The organism is Pseudomonas retamae, from assembly GCF_043496865.1.
Taxonomy (GTDB): domain Bacteria; phylum Pseudomonadota; class Gammaproteobacteria; order Pseudomonadales; family Pseudomonadaceae; genus Aquipseudomonas; species Aquipseudomonas retamae.
Genome location: NZ_JBIEIL010000011.1, coordinates 1 through 18,449, shown reverse-complemented (window position 1 = coordinate 18,449; position 18,449 = coordinate 1). Strand labels below are relative to the sequence as shown.

Genomic DNA, 18,449 nt, shown 5'->3' with positions numbered 1-18,449 from the left:
CATGTTAAGTAGAACTGCCTCGGATCTGTATTGGATGTCGCGTTATCTGGAGCGCGCGGAAAACCTCGCGCGCATGCTCGACATCAGTTATTCGCTGTCGCTGATGCCGCAGGACGGGCGTGGTGATGGTCTGCATGAGCTGGCGATGCCGCTGCTGATCACCGGCACCCTCGATGATTATCTGGAGCGCCACGGCGCACTGCATGCCGAACGCCTGCTGCACTTTTTCGCCCTCGACGCGGCCAACCCGGCCAGCATCTACAGTTGCCTCGGCGCCGCACGGGCCAGCGCTCATGCGGTGCGCGGGCGAATCACAGCGGACATGTGGGAGAACATCAACGCGACCTGGCTGGAGATTCGCGGGATCGCCGAGCAGGGCTTGAGCCGCTATGGCATGAGCCGTTTTTGCGAATGGATCAAGGAGCGTTCGCACCTGTTTCGTGGCGCGTCCTACGGCACGATCATGCGCAACGATGCGTTCCGCTTCATTCGTCTGGGCACGTTCATCGAGCGCGCAGACAACACGCTGCGCTTGCTCGATGCCCGTTATGAAATGGCCGGCGATCAGGCCGAAGCCGTCAGCGACGGTACCGCGCACGCGTATTACCAGTGGAGTGCCTTGCTGCGCGCGTTGTCGTCCTTCGAGGCCTACACCGAAATCTACCGCGACGCCCCCGGCGCCCGTCACGTTGCCGAACTGCTGCTGTTGCGCGCTGATGTGCCGCGTTCGCTGCGCGCCTGCACCGAAGAGATCGACCAGATCCTCGCGCAGCTGCCCGGTGCCAACGGGCGCCCGGCGCAACGTCTGGCCGCGGAAATGGACGCGCGCCTGCGCTACACCGGCATCAACGAAATCCTCGAGGAAGGCCTGCACGCCTGGCTGACCGAATTCATCCCCTTGGTGCGCCAGTTGGGCAACGCCATTCACAGTTCCTACCTGGAGGCTGCATGAGACTCTCCATTAGCCACGAGACCACCTATCACTACGAAGATCAGGTGCGCGCGAGCATCCAGTACCTGCGCCTTACACCTCACGACAGCGAACGTCAGCATGTGCTGAGCTGGCAACTCGACCTGCCGCGTCCGGTGCGCGCGCAACTCGATCCGTTCGGCAATATTCTGCATGTGCTGACCATGGACGAGCCGCACGAAGCGATCATCATCGGTGCGCGCGGACAGGTCGATATCGACGAACTGCGCGAGGCCGAACACGAGAGCCAGTCGGCACTGCCATTCCTGCGCTTTACCCGGCTGACCGAGGCGGACGAGGCGCTGCGCGCATTCGCGGAAAAATCCTGCAAGCAGCGCCGTGATCGCACGGCGTTGATCGACTTGATGCATGGTTTGAATCAGTACATGACCTACACGCCGGGCTCGACTGAAGTCGACACCAGCGCCAGCGAAGCTTTTGCCGGGCGCGCCGGTGTGTGCCAGGACCACACCCACGCGTTTCTGGCCTGCGCCCGTAGCCTGGGGGTTCCGTCACGTTACGTATCGGGCTATCTGTACAGCGAGGATTGCGAGCATCTGGCCAGTCACGCCTGGGCGGAAGCCTGGCTGGATGACGCCTGGTACAGCTTCGACGTGACCAATCAACTGGCGCGGCCCGAGCGACATCTGAAGCTGGCGGTGGGCCTGGATTATCTGGATGCCTGCCCGGTACGCGGCATGCGCCGTGGCGGCGGGTGTGAGCAGATGCATGCGAAGGTGCTGGTGTCGCCGACGCCGGTCATTTCTGTGCAACAACAATAAGGCCTACCTATAACTCCTGTGGGAGCGAGCCTGCTCGCGAAAGCGATATATCAGCCAGCAATTCAGCGACTGATGCACCGCCTTCGCGAGCAGGCTCGCTCCCACAAGGGGAATGGCGTCAGGGCTTAACCTTGCGTCCGGCCATATGCTTTAGATACCCCACCAACATTTCCAGCTCCCCATCCGGCAACACCTCTGCGGAAAACCTCGGCATCTTCGCCTGCGGCCACTGGCGCAAACTCTGCGGATCGCGGATGTAGCGCTTGAGGAAGTCCGCACCGAAATACTCGGTCGGGTTGTACGGAATATTCAGGTCCGGCCCGAATTGCGCGTCTCCCGCGCCGTTCAAGCGGTGGCACGCCAGGCAGTTTTTCTGAAACAGCGCAAAGCCCCGATTCACTGGGTCATTCGTTTTCAACGCCGGGTCAGGCAGCAGGGCAGGGAAGCGCTCGGCGACGGGCGCCATGCGCTTGATGCTCGCCACTTCGAATGGCCATTGCTCGGGACTGATGTGACCTTTCTGCGGATCGCTCCAGACCAGATAGAACGGCCCGGCACTATGCTTGCCTGCCGCCAGCGGTGGCCAGGGCTGCGCCGGGTCTTCGATGGCCAGCCACGCTCGTGCGCCGTCACGGTTGAGCAACGGCGCCGCAGCCAACTCTGCGGCAAAGCCGTCCAGCGCGACCGCTTGCAGGTGGTCTTGCGGCTGGATACCGGTCAGCAACGCGGCCATTGGCACGACGCGATAGGTCATGTCCCTTTTGTAGGACACGTCGTCTTTGATCGTCAGGGTTTGCACTTGAGGATGCTTGAGCAATTCCTCGGTCTGCCAGGTGCGAGCGGTTGCGCCCAACTGCACATCAAGCTGAGCGGCTGACAAGGGCATGCTGAGCAGCATCGCCCCGAACACAATGAGCGCTTTCAAATGAACGCCATCCCTGTCGTGGAAAGGCGCAAAGATTGGCACAGCCACGCTGGCCCGGATAGCGGGCCAGTCATATATTCAGTAGCGATTGACTGCACCTGCCGCTTGATTCAGCCAATGACCTTGGTCAGATTCGGCAAAATCAACAACAGCGTCGTGGCAAAAAGAATGAGCCCTGCTTGACGTACTTTCGGTTGTTTGAACATGGCTTGACCGCCTTTATTGTTATTTCCTGATGCCTGCCTGCATATCCATGACGGCACGCGCTGCACTTCCTGTTGAAGAACGCCGGCCTCGGCAAAACCCGACGACCATGACGTACACCTTCTACATTAGGGCCCACGCTGACCGTGCCTTAGATCCATTTCATATGTCCTTGCTGCGATCAGCGATTAAAACGCTATGAGGCGTATTGCCAGCTTCTTTGCTGGCCGCTGGCTAGACAACTCGCCGACCTGAACCGGTTCACCTGATGGCTGACGACCGTCCGTCTGAGCGTGTGCGTCAAGCGCTTTGAGCGCTGGGGTCATTGAATCCTCGGCCGTTGCGGTCGAGAGTGAGGCAACAACCATTCACTGACCGCCCAGGTTCGAGGACGCCATGACCGAAGCTTTGATATTCGATGCGTTACGCACGCCCCGCGGCAAAGGCAAGGCCGACGGCGCCTTGCACAGTGTCAAACCGGTGAATCTGGTCGCCGGGCTGCTGACCGCATTGCAGCAACGCACCGCGCTGGACACCAGCCAGGTCGATGATGTGGTACTCGGCTGCGTCACGCCGGTTGGCGATCAAGGCGCGGACATTGGCAAAACCGCAGTGCAGGTCGCTGATTGGGACGTCAGCGTGGCGGGGCTGCAGATCAACCGTTTCTGCGCCTCGGGCCTGGAGGCGGTCAATCTTGGCGCGATGAAAGTGCGTTCGGGTTTCGAAGAATTGGTCGTGGTCGGTGGCGTCGAATCCATGTCGCGGGTACCGATGGGCAGCGATGGTGGCGCCTGGGCGCTGGACCCGCAAACCAACCTGCACAGCCATTTCACTCCGCAAGGCGTCGGCGCGGACCTGATCGCGACAATTGAGGGCTTCAGCCGCCACGACGTCGATGCCTACGCGCTGCACTCCCAACAAAAAGCCGCGCGGGCCCGGGCCGATGGCTCGTTCAACAAATCACTGGTGCCGGTGCAGGACCAGAACGGCATCATCCTGCTCGATCACGATGAGTTCATTCGTGCCGAATCGACGCTGGAAGGGTTGGGCAAACTCAAGCCGAGTTTCGAAATGATTGGTCAGATGGGCTTCGACGCCACCGCGCTGCGCGTCTACAGCCATGTCGAGCGAATCGATCATGTGCACACGCCCGGCAATAGTTCGGGGATCGTTGACGGAGCCGCGCTGATGCTGATCGGCTCTGAAGCCAAGGGCAAAGCGCTGGGCCTGCAACCACGCGCGCGCATCGTCGCCACGGCAGTGACCAGTACCGACCCGACCATCATGCTCACCGGCCCGGCACCGGCCACTCGCAAGGCTCTGGCCAAGGCCGGGCTGCGTGTGGAGGACATCGACCTGTTCGAGGTCAACGAAGCGTTTGCCTCGGTGGTGCTCAAATTCATCAAGGACATGGCCGTTGATCCGCACAAGGTCAACGTCAACGGCGGCTCCATCGCCTTGGGCCATCCGCTCGGTGCCACCGGCTGCGCGATTCTCGGCACGCTGCTCGATGAGCTGGAGGCGCGGCGCTTGCGCTACGGCCTGGCGACGCTGTGTGTCGGCGGCGGCATGGGCATTGCCACCATCATCGAACGCCTCTGAGCCCTCGCATTCAAGGAACCGTGTCATGAACCAAGCCATTCGTTACGAAGCAGGCCCGGACGGCATCGTCGTGCTGACCATTGACCTGCCGGGCCAGAGCGCCAACACCATGAACGCCGTGTACCGCGAGGCCATGGCCGCTTGCGTCGCCCGGCTGGTCGCGGAAAAGGATCAGATTGCCGGGGTGATCATTACCTCGGCGAAGAAAACCTTCTTTGCTGGCGGCGACCTCAACGAGCTGATCAAAGTCGGCAAGCCCGAAGCCAAAGCTTTTTACGACATGGTGCTAACCCTCAAAGGGCAATTGCGCACCCTGGAAACCCTCGGCAAACCGGTGGTCGCGGCGATCAATGGTGCGGCGCTGGGCGGCGGTTGGGAGATCTGTCTGGCCTGCCACCACCGGGTGGCGCTCGACGATGCTTCGGTGCAGCTCGGTCTGCCGGAAGTGACCCTGGGCCTGTTGCCAGGTGGCGGCGGCGTGGTGCGCATGGTGCGCATGCTCGGCATCGAAAAAGCCCTGCCGTATCTGCTCGAAGGCAAGAAAGTCCGTCCGCAGCAAGCGCTGCAGGCAGGGTTGATCGACGAGCTGGCGGCGGATCGAGACGAATTGCTGGCCAGGGCTCGCGCCTGGATCGTCGCCAACCCGACGGCGGTGCAGCGCTGGGATGTGAAGGGTTACCAGATTCCCGGCGGTACACCGTCGAACCCGAAAGTCGCACAGATGCTGGCGATTGCGCCGTCGATCCTGCGCACGAAAACCCAGGGCACGTTGCCAGCGCCGGAGAAAATTCTCTGCGCGGCGGTGGAGGGCGCGCAGGTTGATTTCGATACCGCGCATTTGATCGAAACCCGTTATTTCACCGAACTGACCACCGGGCAGATCTCGAAAAACCTGATTGGCACGTTCTGGTTTCAGCTCAACGAAATCAATGCCGGCGGTTCGCGGCCTCAGGGTTTCGCCCCTTACAGGACGCAGAAAGTCGGTGTGCTCGGCGCGGGGATGATGGGCGCCGGCATTGCTTTCGTCAGCGCGTCGGCGGGTATCGACGTGGTGCTCAAAGACATCAATCTCGCCGCCGCCGAGAAGGGCAAAGCGCATTCAACGTCGTTGCTCGACAAAAAAGTCGCCCGCGGCCAGATGAACGCGGCAAAGCGCGAGGCAGTACTGGCGCGGATTCAGACCACCGACAATGATGCCGATCTGGCCGGTTGCGACCTGATCATCGAAGCGGTGTTTGAAGATCGCGAACTCAAGGCCCGGGTTTCTGCGGCGGCACAGCGTGTCGTGGGACAGGAAGCGGTGATCGCTTCCAATACCTCGACCCTGCCGATCACCGGGCTGGCCGCTGCTGTGCCTGATCCGGGAAAATTCATCGGTCTGCATTTTTTCAGCCCGGTGGAAAAGATGCCGCTGGTGGAAATCATCAAAGGCGCACACACCAGTGCTGAAACCCTGGCCCGTGGTTTCGATTTCGTCCTGCAGATCAAGAAAACCCCGATCGTGGTCAACGACAGCCGCGGTTTCTTCACCTCGCGGGTATTCGGCACCTTTACCAATGAAGGTATCGCCATGCTCGGCGAGGGCGTGAGCGCGCCGATGATCGAGACCGAAGCGCGCAAGGCGGGCATGCCGGTCGGGCCTCTGGCGATCTCTGACGAAGTTTCCCTCAGCCTGATGAGCCATATCCGTCAGCAAACCGCCAAGGACCTACAGGCTGAAGGGAAACCGCTGACTGAGCACCCGGCCTTCGCCGTGATCGACTTGCTGCTCAACGAATACAAGCGCGCGGGCAAAGCGGCCGGCGGCGGTTTCTATGCATACCCGGTCGGTGCGCAGAAGCATCTGTGGCCAGAACTGAAGGCGCGTTTCGAGAAGGCCGACGGGCAGATTCCAGCCAAGGATGTGCGTGATCGACTGTTGTTCGTACAGGCTCTGGAAACCGTGCGCTGTGTGGAGGAGGGGGTGTTGACCTCGACGGCTGACGCCAACGTCGGCTCGATTTTCGGCATCGGTTTCGCCGCGTGGACCGGCGGCGCTCTGCAGTTCATCAACCAATACGGCGTGAAGGACTTCGTCGCCCGTGCGCAGTACCTGGCCGAGCAGTACGGCGAGCGCTTTGCACCGCCGGCACTGTTGCTGGACAAAGCGGCGAAAGGTGAACTGTTCTAAGACACGGGAGCACTGCGGGGCTTGCCTTGGCCGGGTGTTTCAGGGCAGGCTCTGGGGTGTGCAATATACCCATCACGTGTCAGGTATTTTTTATGTCGCTACGCATCTGCATTCTGGAAACCGACATCCTGCGTCCGGAACTGGTCGACCAATATCAGGGTTACGGGCAGATGTTTCAGCGCCTGTTCTCGCAGCAACCGATTGCCGCCGAGTTCACCGTCTACAACGTGATGCAGGGCCAATACCCCAGCGATGAGCTGAGCTTCGATGCGTATCTGGTCACGGGCAGCAAGGCCGATTCGTTCGGTACTGACCCGTGGATCCAGACCCTCAAGCAATACCTGCTCAACCGCTACCAGCGTGGCGACAAGCTGCTGGGCGTGTGCTTCGGCCATCAACTGCTGGCGCTGCTGCTGGGCGGCAAAAGCGAGCGCGCCACCCAAGGCTGGGGCGTTGGCACGCACCAATACAAGCTGGCGGCCAAGGCGCCGTGGATGAGCCCGGTGCGCGAAGAACTGACGCTGCTGATCAGCCACCAGGATCAGGTCACTGCGCTACCGGAAAACGCCACGGTGATCGCTTCCAGCGACTTCTGCCCATTTGCCGCGTACCACATCAACGATCAAGTGCTGTGCTTCCAGGGGCACCCGGAATTCATCCACGACTATTCGCGAGCGTTGCTCGATTTGCGTCAGGAGGCGCTGGGTTCGCAGATCTACAGTCAAGGCGTGGCGAGCCTTGAGCAAGAGCACCACGGCGCGACGGTCGCCGAATGGATGATGCGTTTTGTCGCGCACAAGCCGGAAACCGTTCAAGGCTGAAAAGCTTCGCGAGCAGTCTGGCTCCCAACTTTGACACCGATCAATGTGGGAGCGAGCCTGCTCGCGAATCGCCCGGACAACTCGATTCCCATTACAACCACCCAGACCGCTTGAAACTCGTCCACAACCCCACACACCCCACCGTAATAAACCCCAGCACCGCAAAATAGCCGTAGTGCCAGGTCAACTCCGGCATGTTCTCGAAGTTCATCCCGTAAATCCCCGCCACTGCCGTCGGGAACGCCAGAATCGCTGCCCACGCGGCAAACTTGCGCTGCACCACACTCTGCCGTGACGCCTCGAGCAACACGCCAATCTCGATGGTCTGGCTGGCGATATCGGCCAGCGTACTGAGATCCTCCATCTGCCGCGTGACATGAATCTGCACGTCACGAAAGTACGGGCGCATGTTCTTGTCGATAAACGGGAAGCTGAGCTTTTGCAGCTCCTCGCCAATTTCCACCATCGGCGCTGCGTAGCGGCGCAGGCGCACGACATCACGGCGCAAGCCATGCAGCTTTTGAATGTCACGCTCGTTCAACGCGCTACACAAGACGTTGCGCTCCAGCTCATCGATCTCGGCATGAATTGCTTCGCCCACGGGCTGGTAATTCTCGATGACAAAATCGAGCAAGGCATACAGGACGAAATCTTCGCCGTGCTCCAGCAGCAGCGGCCGTGCCTCACAGCGCTGACGGACATGCGCGTACGACGCCGAATGGCCGTTGCGGGCGGTGATGATGTAGCCCTTGCCGGCAAAAATATGCGTCTCGATGAATTGCAGAACGCCGTTTTCACGCACCGGTGAGTAGGTGACGATAAACAAAGCGTCACCGAAGGTTTCCAGTTTCGGCCGGCTGTGTTTTTCCAGAGCGTCTTCGATGGCCAGTTCATGCAGGTTGAACTGGCGTTGCAGATTGAACAGTTCCTGGGCGTCCGGTTCTTCAAGGCCGATCCAGACAAAGTGGCCGGGTTTTGCCGCCCAGGCTGCGCCTTCGTCGATGGAAATATCGCTAACTTTCTTGCCTTCGCTGTACACCGCAGCAGCAACAACTCGACCCATGGTGGTGATTCACTTCTTCTTGGCAGGTGGCAGGGATTCACGGCATCAGCTTAGCCGTGTCGCTGCTTGAGAGTCAGTGAAATCTGCACAGTTCAGCCGGCAAAAGAAAACCCGCACAGGGCGGGCTTCATTTCACGCGGCTTGCAGTTGCCGGTCCATCGATGCGATGCACTCGCGCATCTGTTCGCGGCACTGATCGATCAGCCTGGGCATGTCGTCCATGGTCAGGCCGGCGGTAGGAATGGCCGGTAGCGAGCGTATGAGAATGTCGCCGCTGCGCCAGCGATCGAGGCGCATCTGTTTAACGTAACTGCTGACACACACCGGAACGATCGGCACACCGGCGGCGATGGCCATTTGGAACGCGCCTTTCTTGAACGGCAGCAGTTCCTCACCCAGATTACGCGTGCCTTCCGGGAACACCCAGATCGACGTGTCTTCGTTCTGCAAGGTGTGGGTGGTGGTGAGCATCGACTGGCGCGCCTTGTGCGCGTTGCCACGGTCGATCAGCACATTGCCGGCCAGCCAGAACAACTGCCCGAACAGCGGCACCCACTTAAGGCTCTTCTTGCCGATGCACACGGTACGCCGGGGCACCACGTTGCCGAACACGAACAGATCATAGTTGGACTGATGGTTGGCGATGATCACGCAGCTGTCGGGCTTGTTCATCAGGCCGCTGACCTCGGACTTCACCCGCAGGTGCAAGATGCACATTGCCGGCAGTGCGTAGAGGCGGGCACAGAGGCGACTGTTGTCGGGATTGAACGGACGGCAAAGCCCAAGAATCACACCAAGCACACCGGCCAGTATAAAGTGCAGGCCCATCAACAACATACGAAACACGAACAGCATTTTCAGGCCCATCGGGACAAAAGGTGGCGCAGTGTACGGATGTGCACTGTTTTCGGCAATTGCCGCCATAGAGGGCGCAGATAGGCGATGTTTAAGCGCATGTTTCAGTGGGGGCTGTCAGGCGCGTCCTAGAGCCACCCGCGAATGTTCAACAACGGGCGTAAGAAAAAGCCCGACACGACGGTCGGGCTTTTCTGGTGCTCTGCATTCGCCAGGGATCAACCCAGATGCTGCTGATCCATCGCGATCGCGTTATCGAGAGTTTCCAGCAGCGCCTTGCGTACCTTCAGCTTGGTGTTCTTGTGCGCCGTCATGTTGATCTTCTTCAACTGACGCGCAGCGGCGAGGGCGGCCCCTTGCAACTCCTCGGCCGAAACTACCTTGTCGAGGAAGCCGGCATCTACCGCGCTTTGCGGATCGAACATCTCGCCGTTGATCACCGAGCGATGGAACGCCGAGCGGCGCAGACGATCACGCGCCAGCTCGATACCCGCATGGTGCATAGTCATGCCGATCTGCACTTCGTTCAGACCGATGCTGAACGGGCCGTCGACGCCAATCCGGTAGTCGGCCGACAACAGAATGAACGCGCCTTTCGCCACCGCATGCCCTGGGCAAGCGACGATGACCGGGAACGGGTGAGCGAGCAGACGACGCGCCAATGTCGAACCGGCCGTCACCAGCGACACCGCTTCCTTCGGCCCGGCGGTCATGACTTTCAAATCATAACCACCCGACAGAATTCCCGGCTGCCCGGTGATGATCACCACGGCACGATCAGTCACCGCCTGATCCAGCGCCGCATTGAATGCCGCAATCACATCCGGCGAAATGGCATTGACCTTGCCATTGTTCAGGGTCAGGGTCGCGATACCGTCTTCGAGGTGGTAGGCAATCAGCTCACTCATGACGCTATTCCTTATTAGAAAGATGGGCAGACGTTACCCACCGCCGCAGGCCAGGTAAAGCGCCGTGACTGACCCGCCAGTCACCGTTTTCCGGTTCTACCTGCGCAACGAGGCGCTTGCTTCTATAAGGACGCACGGAGACCACCGGAGATTGGCCGGTTTGGCATGGCCCGCCGATGCAGGAAACGTTTCTCGCTTAACCGCATGAAAATTCTAAAAAAAAATTTGCCATCGCAAAAGCTTTCGACTACATTAGCGCGCCTCGACAGACAGAACATGTTTGAAGAGATACGGTGAAGTGTCCGAGTGGCTTAAGGAGCACGCCTGGAAAGTGTGTATACAGGAAACTGTATCGAGAGTTCGAATCTCTCCTTCACCGCCACATTCAGTAAACACAAACCCCTGATTTTCCTAGAGAAGGTCGGGGGTTTGTGGTTTTTGGCGTTTGAAAAATGCTATTTGCTTAAAGCTGTACAAAACCCTGTCACCCGTCGAAATCTCCTACACACCTCATTGACCGACTGAAGCCTCACGCGTTTACTGTATGCGCATACAGTAAACTCACTATCAGGTTCGTCACATGAGCGTCACCTTCCTTGGTCCCCTTGCCGACGCCGGCGAAAAGCTTCCGCTGTATTCGTTTCAGATTCCTGCGGGTTTTCCTTCGCCGGCGGCTGATCACATCGAAAAGCACATTTCCCTCGATGAGGTTTTCGAGATTCGTGCGCCGCACGTTTATCTGGCGAAGATCGAAGGGGAGAGCATGCGCGATGCCGGGATATTTTGCGGCGATCTGGTGATTGTCGATCGCAGCCGCACGGCCGAGCATGGCGATATCGTTATCGCCGGGCTCAATTGCGAGCCGGTCTGCAAACGCCTGCACATGCGCGATAACACTATTATTTTGCTGTCGGCCAACAGTAAGTACCCGCCGCGCTATGTGATGGAGGGGGACGAGCTGGTTATCTGGGGCGTGGTGACTTACAGCGTGCGCGACCATGGCAAATCGTGACCAGGTCTTTGCCCTGATCGATTGCAACAGCTTCTACGCAAGCTGCGAGCGGGTATTCCGGCCTGATCTGGCGAAGACGCCGATCGTGGTGCTGAGCAATAACGACGGTTGTGTTATCGCGCGCAGTTACGACGCCAAACCTTTTGTGAAGATGGGCGCGCCGTACTTTCAGATTCGCGATGATCTGCTCCGGCACGGCATCCAGGTGTTCAGCAGTAACTACGCGCTGTATGGCGACATGAGCGAACGGGTGATGACGATCATCGAGTCCATGGTGCCCGCCGTCGAGGTGTACAGCATCGATGAGGCGTTCGCCGATCTCAGTGGCATTCCTGGCGATCTGACGGCGTTTGGCAGGACCATTCGTGCTGCCGTTTACAAACGCACCGGTATCCCGGTCGGCGTCGGCATCGCGCCGACGAAGACACTGGCCAAACTCGCCAATCACACGGCAAAACGCTTACAGGCGCACACCGGCGGTGTTGTCGATATTTGCGACCCGGTCAAACGTGACTGGGTACTGCGCAACACCGACGTGGGCGACGTGTGGGGCGTTGGCCGACGGATGAAAGCGCATCTTGAAAGCATGCAGATCAGAAGCGCGATGGACCTGGCGAAGGCTGATCCGTGGACATTGCGGCGCAAATTCAGTGTGGTGATCGAGAAGACTGCGCGCGAGCTGGGCGGAACATCCTGTCTGGAGCTGTCGGAAACAGAGCCGCCGAAGCAGGAAATCTGCAGCAGCCGCATGTTTGGTAAACGCCTGACTACAATCGAACCGATCAAGGAAGCGGTGGCGACCTATGTGCATCGCGCCGCAGAAAAGCTGCGCGCGCAGGACTCCTTATGCAAGAAGATCCGCGTGAGCATCCGCACCGGCATGTTCAATCCGGAGGAGGCCAAGTACGCCAATGGCGCGCTGATCGAGCTGCCTTACCCGACGAACGACGTGCGCTTGCTGTGCAAGGCGGCGAGCGAGGCGGTTGACCGGTTGTTCAGGCCGGGCTTCAAGTACAGCAAGGCTGAGGTGTTGTTGATGGATCTGCGCCAGCGCGGAGAATTTACCCAGGACTTGTTCGCTGAGTCCCAACCGCAGGCGGCGGAGAAAGTGATGGGCGTTCTCGATCGGATCAATCAGCGCTGGGGCAGCGGGACGCTGCGCGCGGCGAGCGTGCCGACGGATCCTGCCTGGGGAATGCGGCGGGAGATGATGAGTTCGAGTTTTACGACGAGGATCGATCAGTTGTGGGTGGTTAAATGCAATTGAGGCCACAAGGATTCCGGTTTGGTGTCGCGTTGCTTCAATCGAGTGGATCGGCCTTACAATCGCGGCCTTCACTTTCGCAATAAAAGGACGTTTCTCATGATCATTTCCACCACTCATTCCGTCGAGGGGCGGCAGATCACCGCGTACCTGGACATTGTCAGCGCCGAGTCTGTACAAGGCGTCAACGTTATCCGCGATATGTTCGCGGGCATGCGCGACTTCTTTGGCGGGCGGTCGCAGACGTTGGAGCGTGCGTTGAAGGAAGCTCGCGTTCAGGCAACCGACGAACTAAAGGAGCGTGCGCGGGCATTGCAGGCTGACGCCGTGGTCGGCGTGGATTTCGAGATCAGCATGCCGGCAGGCAAGGGTGGCATGGTGGTGGTTTTTGTGACCGGAACGGCGGTGAAGCTGCGCTGATCATCGCCGTCAGGGCCAAGCCCATTCGCACAAGGAATGGGCTTGGCCGCGTCAATCAGCCTTGCGGCTTGAGAGTCACCGCACCTTTTGAGTCATAGGTCAGCGGTGTATCGATGGCGACAAGAGGCGGTGTTCCGTCAGGTTGGGTCGATGGCGTTGGCTCGCTGGGATGATAAATGACGCCTGGCTGCAGAAGCGGTTTGTCCGGGTATTTGATGGTGATCTCGCCCGAGGCGATCTTTTCCTTGAGTTTTTCCGCAGCGGCTTTGCCGGCTGCGATCTGCTCGTCCGTGAGTTTTACGACTGGCATGTTCGGGAATCCGTTGATCTGCATGATCTCTCCTTGAGATTCATTGGTAGGAACAAGGGCAACGGCTGTTCAACGAAAATCTTTAGGGGAGGATCGCTATGGTCGCGTCGCTTGATCCATTCGTCGGTGATCAGCATGGTTGAACGGCAAGTCCAGTAGTGACCGACTAGTCTCAAGCGCGCTAGGGGCGATATTTTTTCAGGCAAAACTGTTTTGCCGGTGTCGACCCGGTTATGCAGGGGAGAGGCTATGACAGATCCGTATGTCGAAGATGATGGCGCTGAGTTTTCATTCAATAACTGTGTGCGCTGCGGTCAGTCGGAGTATCAGTCGGGTTTTGGCGAAGATCCGGTGAGCATCGGCAAGATCAAATCCACGGCCCCAAAAGGGCCGAAAGCGAAATTCCTGCCCAAGGTCACGGCAAGGACCAGAAAGTGATTTTGCCCCGTAGCCCCGTCATCGAACGGGGTTTTTTACGTGTGCAGGAATGTGCCCATGGCGTTGACATAAATGTGGTTTTTTTTTCACAAACTTTTCACGTTGGTCAACGTAGGGTGAAGCCATCCGTTAGAAAGCAAGTCTCCAGCCCGTCTCCCCAGCGGGCTTTTTTTTGTCTGGCATAAAACCTTTTCTCTGATTGCGGTCCAAACGACGCTGTCGCGTGCGTCTGGACTTTCCCGCGCCAAGCGCATTAAATCCCGGCCCTTCTTGTCATCCCGTTTATTTGAGGTTTTCGTCATGCGTTTAACACTGCCTGCTCTGGTTCTTGGCCTTCTGGTTACTCAAGGTGCAATGGCTGCTGGCGACGGCACCGCTGCGCTGGGCGGCGGCCTGGGTGGCGCGTTGGGTAACGTGGTCGGTCAGAAAATGGGCGGCAGCACGGGTGCCGCCATTGGCGCTGGCGTCGCGGGCGCAGCGGGCAGCGCAGTCGCCGCACGCAAGGGCAGTCGCACCAAAGCGGCGATCGGCGGCGGTGTCGGCGCGGCCGGTGGTTCGGTGATCGGCAACAGTCTGGGCGGCCGGAACGGCGCGACTATTGGCGCGGGTCTGGGTGGAGCGGCCGGCGGCGCGGTGGGCAGCAACCTGGGCAAAGGTCACAAGCGTCACTGAGCCTGATGGCTGGTCAGAAGAAGCCCGACTTGATGTCGGGCTTTTTCATGGCTGAACGTTTCGTCAGAAATCATCTCCAATCTGCATACGCCCCGCTTGGGCGGACTGTCCCGATTCGGGAACTGCGAGGTTCAAATGCGATTGTCATTATCTGCACTGTTTTTCGGTTTGTTCGTGGCGCAGGGCGCGATGGCTGCCGGAGACGGCAGCGCTGCCGTGGGCGGTGGTCTCGGCGGTGTGCTGGGTAATGTGGTTGGCGGACAACTCGGCGGCAGCACGGGAGCAGCGGTCGGCGCGGGTGTTGGCGGCGCGGCGGGCAGTGCCGTCGGCGCGGACAAACGCAATCGAACCGAAGCCGCAATTGGTGGCGGTCTTGGCGCCGCAGGCGGCTCGGTCGTCGGCAACAGCCTCGGCGGCTCCACCGGCTCCGCTATTGGCGCCGGTCTAGGCGGCGCAGCGGGCGGTGCGGTCGGTAACAACCTTGGCGACGACGACGGTGGATCTCATTCCGGCGGCCATAAGCACAAGAACAAACACAAAAATAAACATCGCTGATTGATCCACGGAAACCCGGCGTGGCGCCGGGTTTTTCGTGTCTGGCAGTTGGAAAGAGGAACGATTGGCGGCGGGGCTTTTCGAACGTCATACATCCCACGCGATCAAGAGGTTCGCCATGACTCCTGAAACTGAAGGCAAAGAAGAGAAGGGCCCGAATGGACAGCCGTTTATCAATGATCCGGGGAATGAGGATCCGGGGTCGTTGATGGATGATGCGACGGTGCCGTTGAATGATGCGGATAAGGCGGATATGGAGTATGAGGAGGATGAGGATGAGCAGTAATCTACTTTTGGATTGAATTTTTAGGGCCTGTTGTTTTAGGCCCTTTGAATATTAGGAATTTCAAACGTGTAATTCTCACTTGGTTTTTCTCATGAATGAGGGTTACTTGCAAGGATATAAAGGCTGTCAGATGCGGACATTTTTTCAATTTTTTTGGACAAGATTAAATCGTTAAACTCTTTTTCGAGTATTTTCTTATCGCAAAATTTTTTATACGTAAGTGGTCTGTCCAAAGCATAGATGTACAGGCGCCATGCATCGAATCCGTCAATTCTGTTGTTGAACCCATAGTCGAAATTCACTGATTCGGTAGCTAAGTGAACAATGCAGCCAACTCCATGGAGTTCATACTGAGCGTCACTAGTTATGTCGCCGCAACGTTGTATTTGGTTGCTGCGCCAAAGCCTGAGAATATTTTTCGTACCAAATTTTTTCTCGAGTAGTAACGTCGCAGTGTCAACCTTAGCGAGGAAGTCATTAATGAGATCTTCAATGTCGTTATGCTGTTTGTTCATCTTCTTCTGTGATGCTCCAGTCTGTCATTGCCAACGTTATCGGCTGATTCTAGTACCTCCTCAATAGTGTTTAAGGTGCCGTGGTGATCTCGTATATTGGTTATCAGTTGTATTGTAACTTCCGTAGAGGTTTGTCGTGCGGCCGAAGCTCGATGATGACCGTCCAGAATGTAATGTGTGCCGTTATGCTCAGCAACATCTATAGGGTAATCGCTATTAAATCCATTGCTTCGCATTTCATCTCTCATTAGCTCGATTAGTTTAGTTGAGGTTTTGCCCATAAGGGCATGTGTTCGTTTCAGTGTTTTGGGATCTACGCCATGAGTTACGCGTGGTAATTGGGGCTCCCCCTCGTCAACCTTAACCCCATCACTCGCCCCCGGCACCTCACAACCCGGCTTCTTCGGCGGCGGGCAGTTGGAGTTCAGCCCCAACGGATCCACCCACCCCGTCGGATTCGGCGTGTACTGGTACTGATTCAACCCACCGGCCAACTTGATCGGGTCCGGGGTCAGATACCGCCCCAGCCTCGGGTCGTAATACCGATGACGGTTGTAATGCAGGCCACTCTCGGCATCGAAGTATTGCCCCTGAAAACGCAGCGGCTGGTTCAGGTAATCGTCGCCGGCGAGGGTCAGTGCGGCGACTTTGCCGTAGGCGTCGTATTGCGCGGACCAGACGATGTCGCCGCCGTAGTCGGTGAGTTCCTGCGGGGTGCCGAGGTGGTCGAGCTGGTAGTAGAACGGGCAGGCTTTTTTCGGGCCTTTGCCGTCGAGCAGTGCGAGTGGGCGGAAAGTGCCCGGTTCGTAGACGTAGCTGCGGTATTCGTTCTCGCTGCTTTCGGCGACGAGCTGGTCGCCTTGCCAGAAAAATTCGGTGGTCTGGCCGTCGACGGTTTTGCGGATGCGCCGACCGAAAGCGTCGTATTGATAAGTCGCGGTCTGGCCATCGGGGCGGGTCAGGCCGATCAGGCGGTGCTGGCTGTCGTAGCGGTATTCGGTGACGAGTGTCTGTGCTTTGCCGCGGCGTTCGCGGATCAGGTTGCCGAAGGCGTCGTAGTCGTAATGCCGGTCGCCCTGCATCAGCAGGCGATTGCCTTTGACTTGGCTCGGTCCGGGGCGGTCCTGCATCAGCAGGTTGCCGGCCGGGTCGTGGGCGAAGGATTCGGGCAGTTCGTCGCGTGAGTGGCGGACGCGGATCAACCGGTCGAGGGCGTCGTAGCCGTAGGTGCGCTGGCCGTGGCGGCTGTCGGCGATGTGCGCGAGGTTGCCGTTGGCGCTGTAGGCATAATCGCGGCGGTAAACCGAATCGCGCTGATGGCCTACGGCGTGAGCGAGTAATCTTCCCTGTTCGTCGTAGGCATATTCGCTGAGCAGCAGGCCTTGCTGGCGCTGCACTTCGCGGCCGAACTGGTAGACGTGGCGGGTCAGCGGTGTGCCGTTGAGGTCGATCGCGCTCAGCGCGCCGCCCTTGGCGTAGTGGTAGTCGAGCTTGCTGTTGTCCGGCAGGCGCAGGCGTTTGAGCTGACCGCAGGCGTCGTAGCCGTAACGCAGGGTGCCCCAGCCCTGGTGTTCGGTGATCAGCCGATCCTGGCGGTCGTATTCGAAGGCCAGCGCGTGGTTGTGGCCGTCATCGACGGCGATCAGGCGGCCGAGGCGGTCGTAGGAATATTCGACCTTCACACCATCGGGCAGGGTCTTGACCAGCAAGCGACCGGCCGCATCGCGCTTATAGGCGGTGACTAGCTGCGAGCCGTCATCGCCAAACTCGGTCTTCTCCAGCAGATGCCCGTTCAGGTCGTAGGCATACGCAGTCCGGCGCCCATCAAATCCGATTTCCTGTCGGATCAATCCGCTTGGCGTGTAGTCCAGCCGATACTTTTCCCCGGACTCGTTTTCGATCTCGGTGAGCAGTAGCTGCGCATGGTCATAGCGGTACTGCACCTGCGTGCCGTCGGGATTGATCCGCCGCGAGACCAGGTGCAAGTCATCGTCATACTCGTAACGGGTGATGCGCCCAAGTTCGTCGCGTTCGGCGGTGACCTGGCCGTAGGCGCCGTAGCTGTAGGCGTGGCTGCTGCCGGTAGGAAAAGTCGTCTGGATCAGTCGACCAACGGCGTCCCACTGTTGGCGGGTAACGGCGCCGTGTTCGTCAGCACTTGTAGTTCGCCTCCCCAATGCGTCGTAGGAAAAACGCCGCACGCCACCGTCGGGCAGGGTTTCTTCGGTCAACTGACCGAGCGGATTCCACACCAGCTTATGGCGACTGCTGTCCGGGTAGCGGATCGACAGCAGTTGCCCCCGCACGTTGTAGTAGTAATGAGTGACCTGGCCGTCAGGGTCGACCGCTTCGGTGACATCGCCCTCGGCGTTGCGCTGATAAGTCCACACCGCATCGCCGCGCGAACGCCGGTAGAGGAAACCGTTGCGATACTCGTAGGACGTTGGCGCGTCGTCCGGTGGAATCAGCGCGATCAGCCGTCCGACTTCGTCGTAGCGGTATTCGGTGACAGCGCCTAAAGGGTCCTGCTCGGCGATCAAGCGGCCCGCCGCGTCATAGGCCTTGAGGTGTTCGCCGCCGTCCGCCTCGACCTTGCGCACCAGCCGCGCGCGGTCGTCGTGGACGTAGGTTTCTTCGGTGCCGTCGACGTACTGCACCGCGACGCTGCCATCGTCGG

Annotated in this window: 19 protein-coding genes and 1 tRNA gene; 13 read left to right on the top strand and 7 right to left on the bottom strand. The window is 59.1% G+C overall.

Features of this window, described 5'->3' with window-relative positions; all coding sequences use genetic code 11:
• Position 1 precedes the first annotated feature (1 nt).
• Positions 2-952: an alpha-E domain-containing protein gene (locus tag ACGSLL_RS20685; RefSeq protein ID WP_007914063.1), complete on the top strand. Its 951-nt coding sequence runs from the start codon at positions 2-4 to the stop codon at positions 950-952.
• Positions 949-1,752 (top strand): transglutaminase family protein, encoded by an 804-nt coding sequence (locus ACGSLL_RS20680; protein ID WP_394507752.1) that lies wholly within the window; start codon positions 949-951, stop codon positions 1,750-1,752. The genes ACGSLL_RS20685 and ACGSLL_RS20680 overlap by 4 nt, the downstream gene beginning before the upstream one ends.
• 118 nt (positions 1,753-1,870) lie before the next feature.
• On the opposite strand, the gene ACGSLL_RS20675 is transcribed toward ACGSLL_RS20680, so the two are convergent.
• A complete protein-coding gene (locus ACGSLL_RS20675; RefSeq protein ID WP_394507861.1) occupies positions 1,871-2,650 on the bottom strand; it encodes a c-type cytochrome in 780 nt (259 codons plus the stop codon).
• 627 nt (positions 2,651-3,277) lie between these two features.
• Here ACGSLL_RS20675 and ACGSLL_RS20670 point away from each other — a divergent pair.
• From ACGSLL_RS20670 to ACGSLL_RS20660, 3 genes are all read left to right on the top strand, one after another.
• Complete coding sequence (locus ACGSLL_RS20670) at positions 3,278-4,483, top strand: acetyl-CoA C-acetyltransferase (protein ID WP_394507751.1); 1,206 nt, start codon at positions 3,278-3,280, stop codon at positions 4,481-4,483.
• Positions 4,484-4,508: 25 nt separating this feature from the next.
• The gene (locus tag ACGSLL_RS20665) at positions 4,509-6,653 is read left to right on the top strand and encodes a 3-hydroxyacyl-CoA dehydrogenase NAD-binding domain-containing protein (RefSeq protein WP_394507750.1); all 2,145 of its coding nucleotides are present in this window, start codon (positions 4,509-4,511) and stop codon (positions 6,651-6,653) included.
• A 92-nt stretch (positions 6,654-6,745) separates the two neighbouring features.
• A complete protein-coding gene (locus ACGSLL_RS20660) occupies positions 6,746-7,474 on the top strand; it encodes an amidotransferase (RefSeq protein WP_394507749.1) in 729 nt (242 codons plus the stop codon).
• Positions 7,475-7,565: 91 nt separating this feature from the next.
• On the opposite strand, the gene ACGSLL_RS20655 is transcribed toward ACGSLL_RS20660, so the two are convergent.
• The 3 genes from ACGSLL_RS20655 to ACGSLL_RS20645 all read right to left on the bottom strand — a co-directional run bounded on the left by ACGSLL_RS20655 (position 7,566) and on the right by ACGSLL_RS20645 (position 10,300).
• A complete protein-coding gene (locus ACGSLL_RS20655) occupies positions 7,566-8,537 on the bottom strand; it encodes a magnesium and cobalt transport protein CorA (protein WP_206414991.1) in 972 nt (323 codons plus the stop codon).
• A gap of 132 nt (positions 8,538-8,669) precedes the next feature.
• The gene (locus ACGSLL_RS20650) at positions 8,670-9,392 is read right to left on the bottom strand and encodes a lysophospholipid acyltransferase family protein (protein ID WP_394507748.1); all 723 of its coding nucleotides are present in this window, start codon (positions 9,390-9,392) and stop codon (positions 8,670-8,672) included.
• A 218-nt stretch (positions 9,393-9,610) separates the two neighbouring features.
• The gene (locus ACGSLL_RS20645) at positions 9,611-10,300 is read right to left on the bottom strand and encodes a crotonase/enoyl-CoA hydratase family protein (RefSeq protein WP_332761749.1); all 690 of its coding nucleotides are present in this window, start codon (positions 10,298-10,300) and stop codon (positions 9,611-9,613) included.
• A gap of 292 nt (positions 10,301-10,592) precedes the next feature.
• Here ACGSLL_RS20645 and ACGSLL_RS20640 point away from each other — a divergent pair.
• The 4 genes from ACGSLL_RS20640 to ACGSLL_RS20625 all read left to right on the top strand — a co-directional run bounded on the left by ACGSLL_RS20640 (position 10,593) and on the right by ACGSLL_RS20625 (position 12,996).
• Positions 10,593-10,682: transfer RNA gene (locus tag ACGSLL_RS20640), tRNA-Ser, on the top strand.
• A gap of 198 nt (positions 10,683-10,880) precedes the next feature.
• Positions 10,881-11,312: a LexA family protein gene (locus ACGSLL_RS20635; RefSeq protein ID WP_394507747.1), complete on the top strand. Its 432-nt coding sequence runs from the start codon at positions 10,881-10,883 to the stop codon at positions 11,310-11,312.
• The gene (locus tag ACGSLL_RS20630) at positions 11,299-12,579 is read left to right on the top strand and encodes a Y-family DNA polymerase (RefSeq protein WP_394507746.1); all 1,281 of its coding nucleotides are present in this window, start codon (positions 11,299-11,301) and stop codon (positions 12,577-12,579) included. Before ACGSLL_RS20635 ends, ACGSLL_RS20630 begins: the two co-directional genes overlap by 14 nt.
• A gap of 96 nt (positions 12,580-12,675) precedes the next feature.
• A complete protein-coding gene (locus tag ACGSLL_RS20625) occupies positions 12,676-12,996 on the top strand; it encodes a YbjQ family protein (RefSeq protein WP_394507745.1) in 321 nt (106 codons plus the stop codon).
• A gap of 55 nt (positions 12,997-13,051) precedes the next feature.
• Here ACGSLL_RS20625 and ACGSLL_RS20620 read toward each other — a convergent pair whose 3' ends face one another.
• Positions 13,052-13,330, bottom strand: coding sequence for a hypothetical protein (locus ACGSLL_RS20620; protein WP_394507744.1), 279 nt, complete (start codon positions 13,328-13,330; stop codon positions 13,052-13,054).
• 225 nt (positions 13,331-13,555) lie between these two features.
• On the opposite strand from ACGSLL_RS20620, the gene ACGSLL_RS20615 reads away from it, so the two are divergent.
• The 4 genes from ACGSLL_RS20615 to ACGSLL_RS20600 all read left to right on the top strand — a co-directional run bounded on the left by ACGSLL_RS20615 (position 13,556) and on the right by ACGSLL_RS20600 (position 15,257).
• Positions 13,556-13,744, top strand: a complete 189-nt coding sequence (locus tag ACGSLL_RS20615; RefSeq protein WP_394507743.1) for a hypothetical protein — start codon at positions 13,556-13,558, stop codon at positions 13,742-13,744.
• A 300-nt stretch (positions 13,745-14,044) separates the two neighbouring features.
• Positions 14,045-14,416 carry a bacteriocin gene (locus ACGSLL_RS20610; RefSeq protein ID WP_394507742.1) on the top strand — a complete coding sequence of 124 codons (372 nt, stop codon included), beginning with the start codon at positions 14,045-14,047 and terminating at the stop codon, positions 14,414-14,416.
• 135 nt (positions 14,417-14,551) lie between these two features.
• Positions 14,552-14,971 (top strand): YMGG-like glycine zipper-containing protein, encoded by a 420-nt coding sequence (locus ACGSLL_RS20605; RefSeq protein ID WP_090282530.1) that lies wholly within the window; start codon positions 14,552-14,554, stop codon positions 14,969-14,971.
• A gap of 118 nt (positions 14,972-15,089) precedes the next feature.
• Positions 15,090-15,257 carry a hypothetical protein gene (locus tag ACGSLL_RS20600; protein ID WP_394507741.1) on the top strand — a complete coding sequence of 56 codons (168 nt, stop codon included), beginning with the start codon at positions 15,090-15,092 and terminating at the stop codon, positions 15,255-15,257.
• 89 nt (positions 15,258-15,346) lie between these two features.
• On the opposite strand, the gene ACGSLL_RS20595 is transcribed toward ACGSLL_RS20600, so the two are convergent.
• Positions 15,347-15,772: a DUF6896 domain-containing protein gene (locus ACGSLL_RS20595; RefSeq protein WP_394507740.1), complete on the bottom strand. Its 426-nt coding sequence runs from the start codon at positions 15,770-15,772 to the stop codon at positions 15,347-15,349.
• The coding region (locus ACGSLL_RS20590) for an RHS repeat-associated core domain-containing protein (RefSeq protein ID WP_394507739.1) at positions 15,769-18,449 on the bottom strand (2,681 nt) is incomplete at its 5' end. The genes ACGSLL_RS20595 and ACGSLL_RS20590, both read right to left, overlap by 4 nt.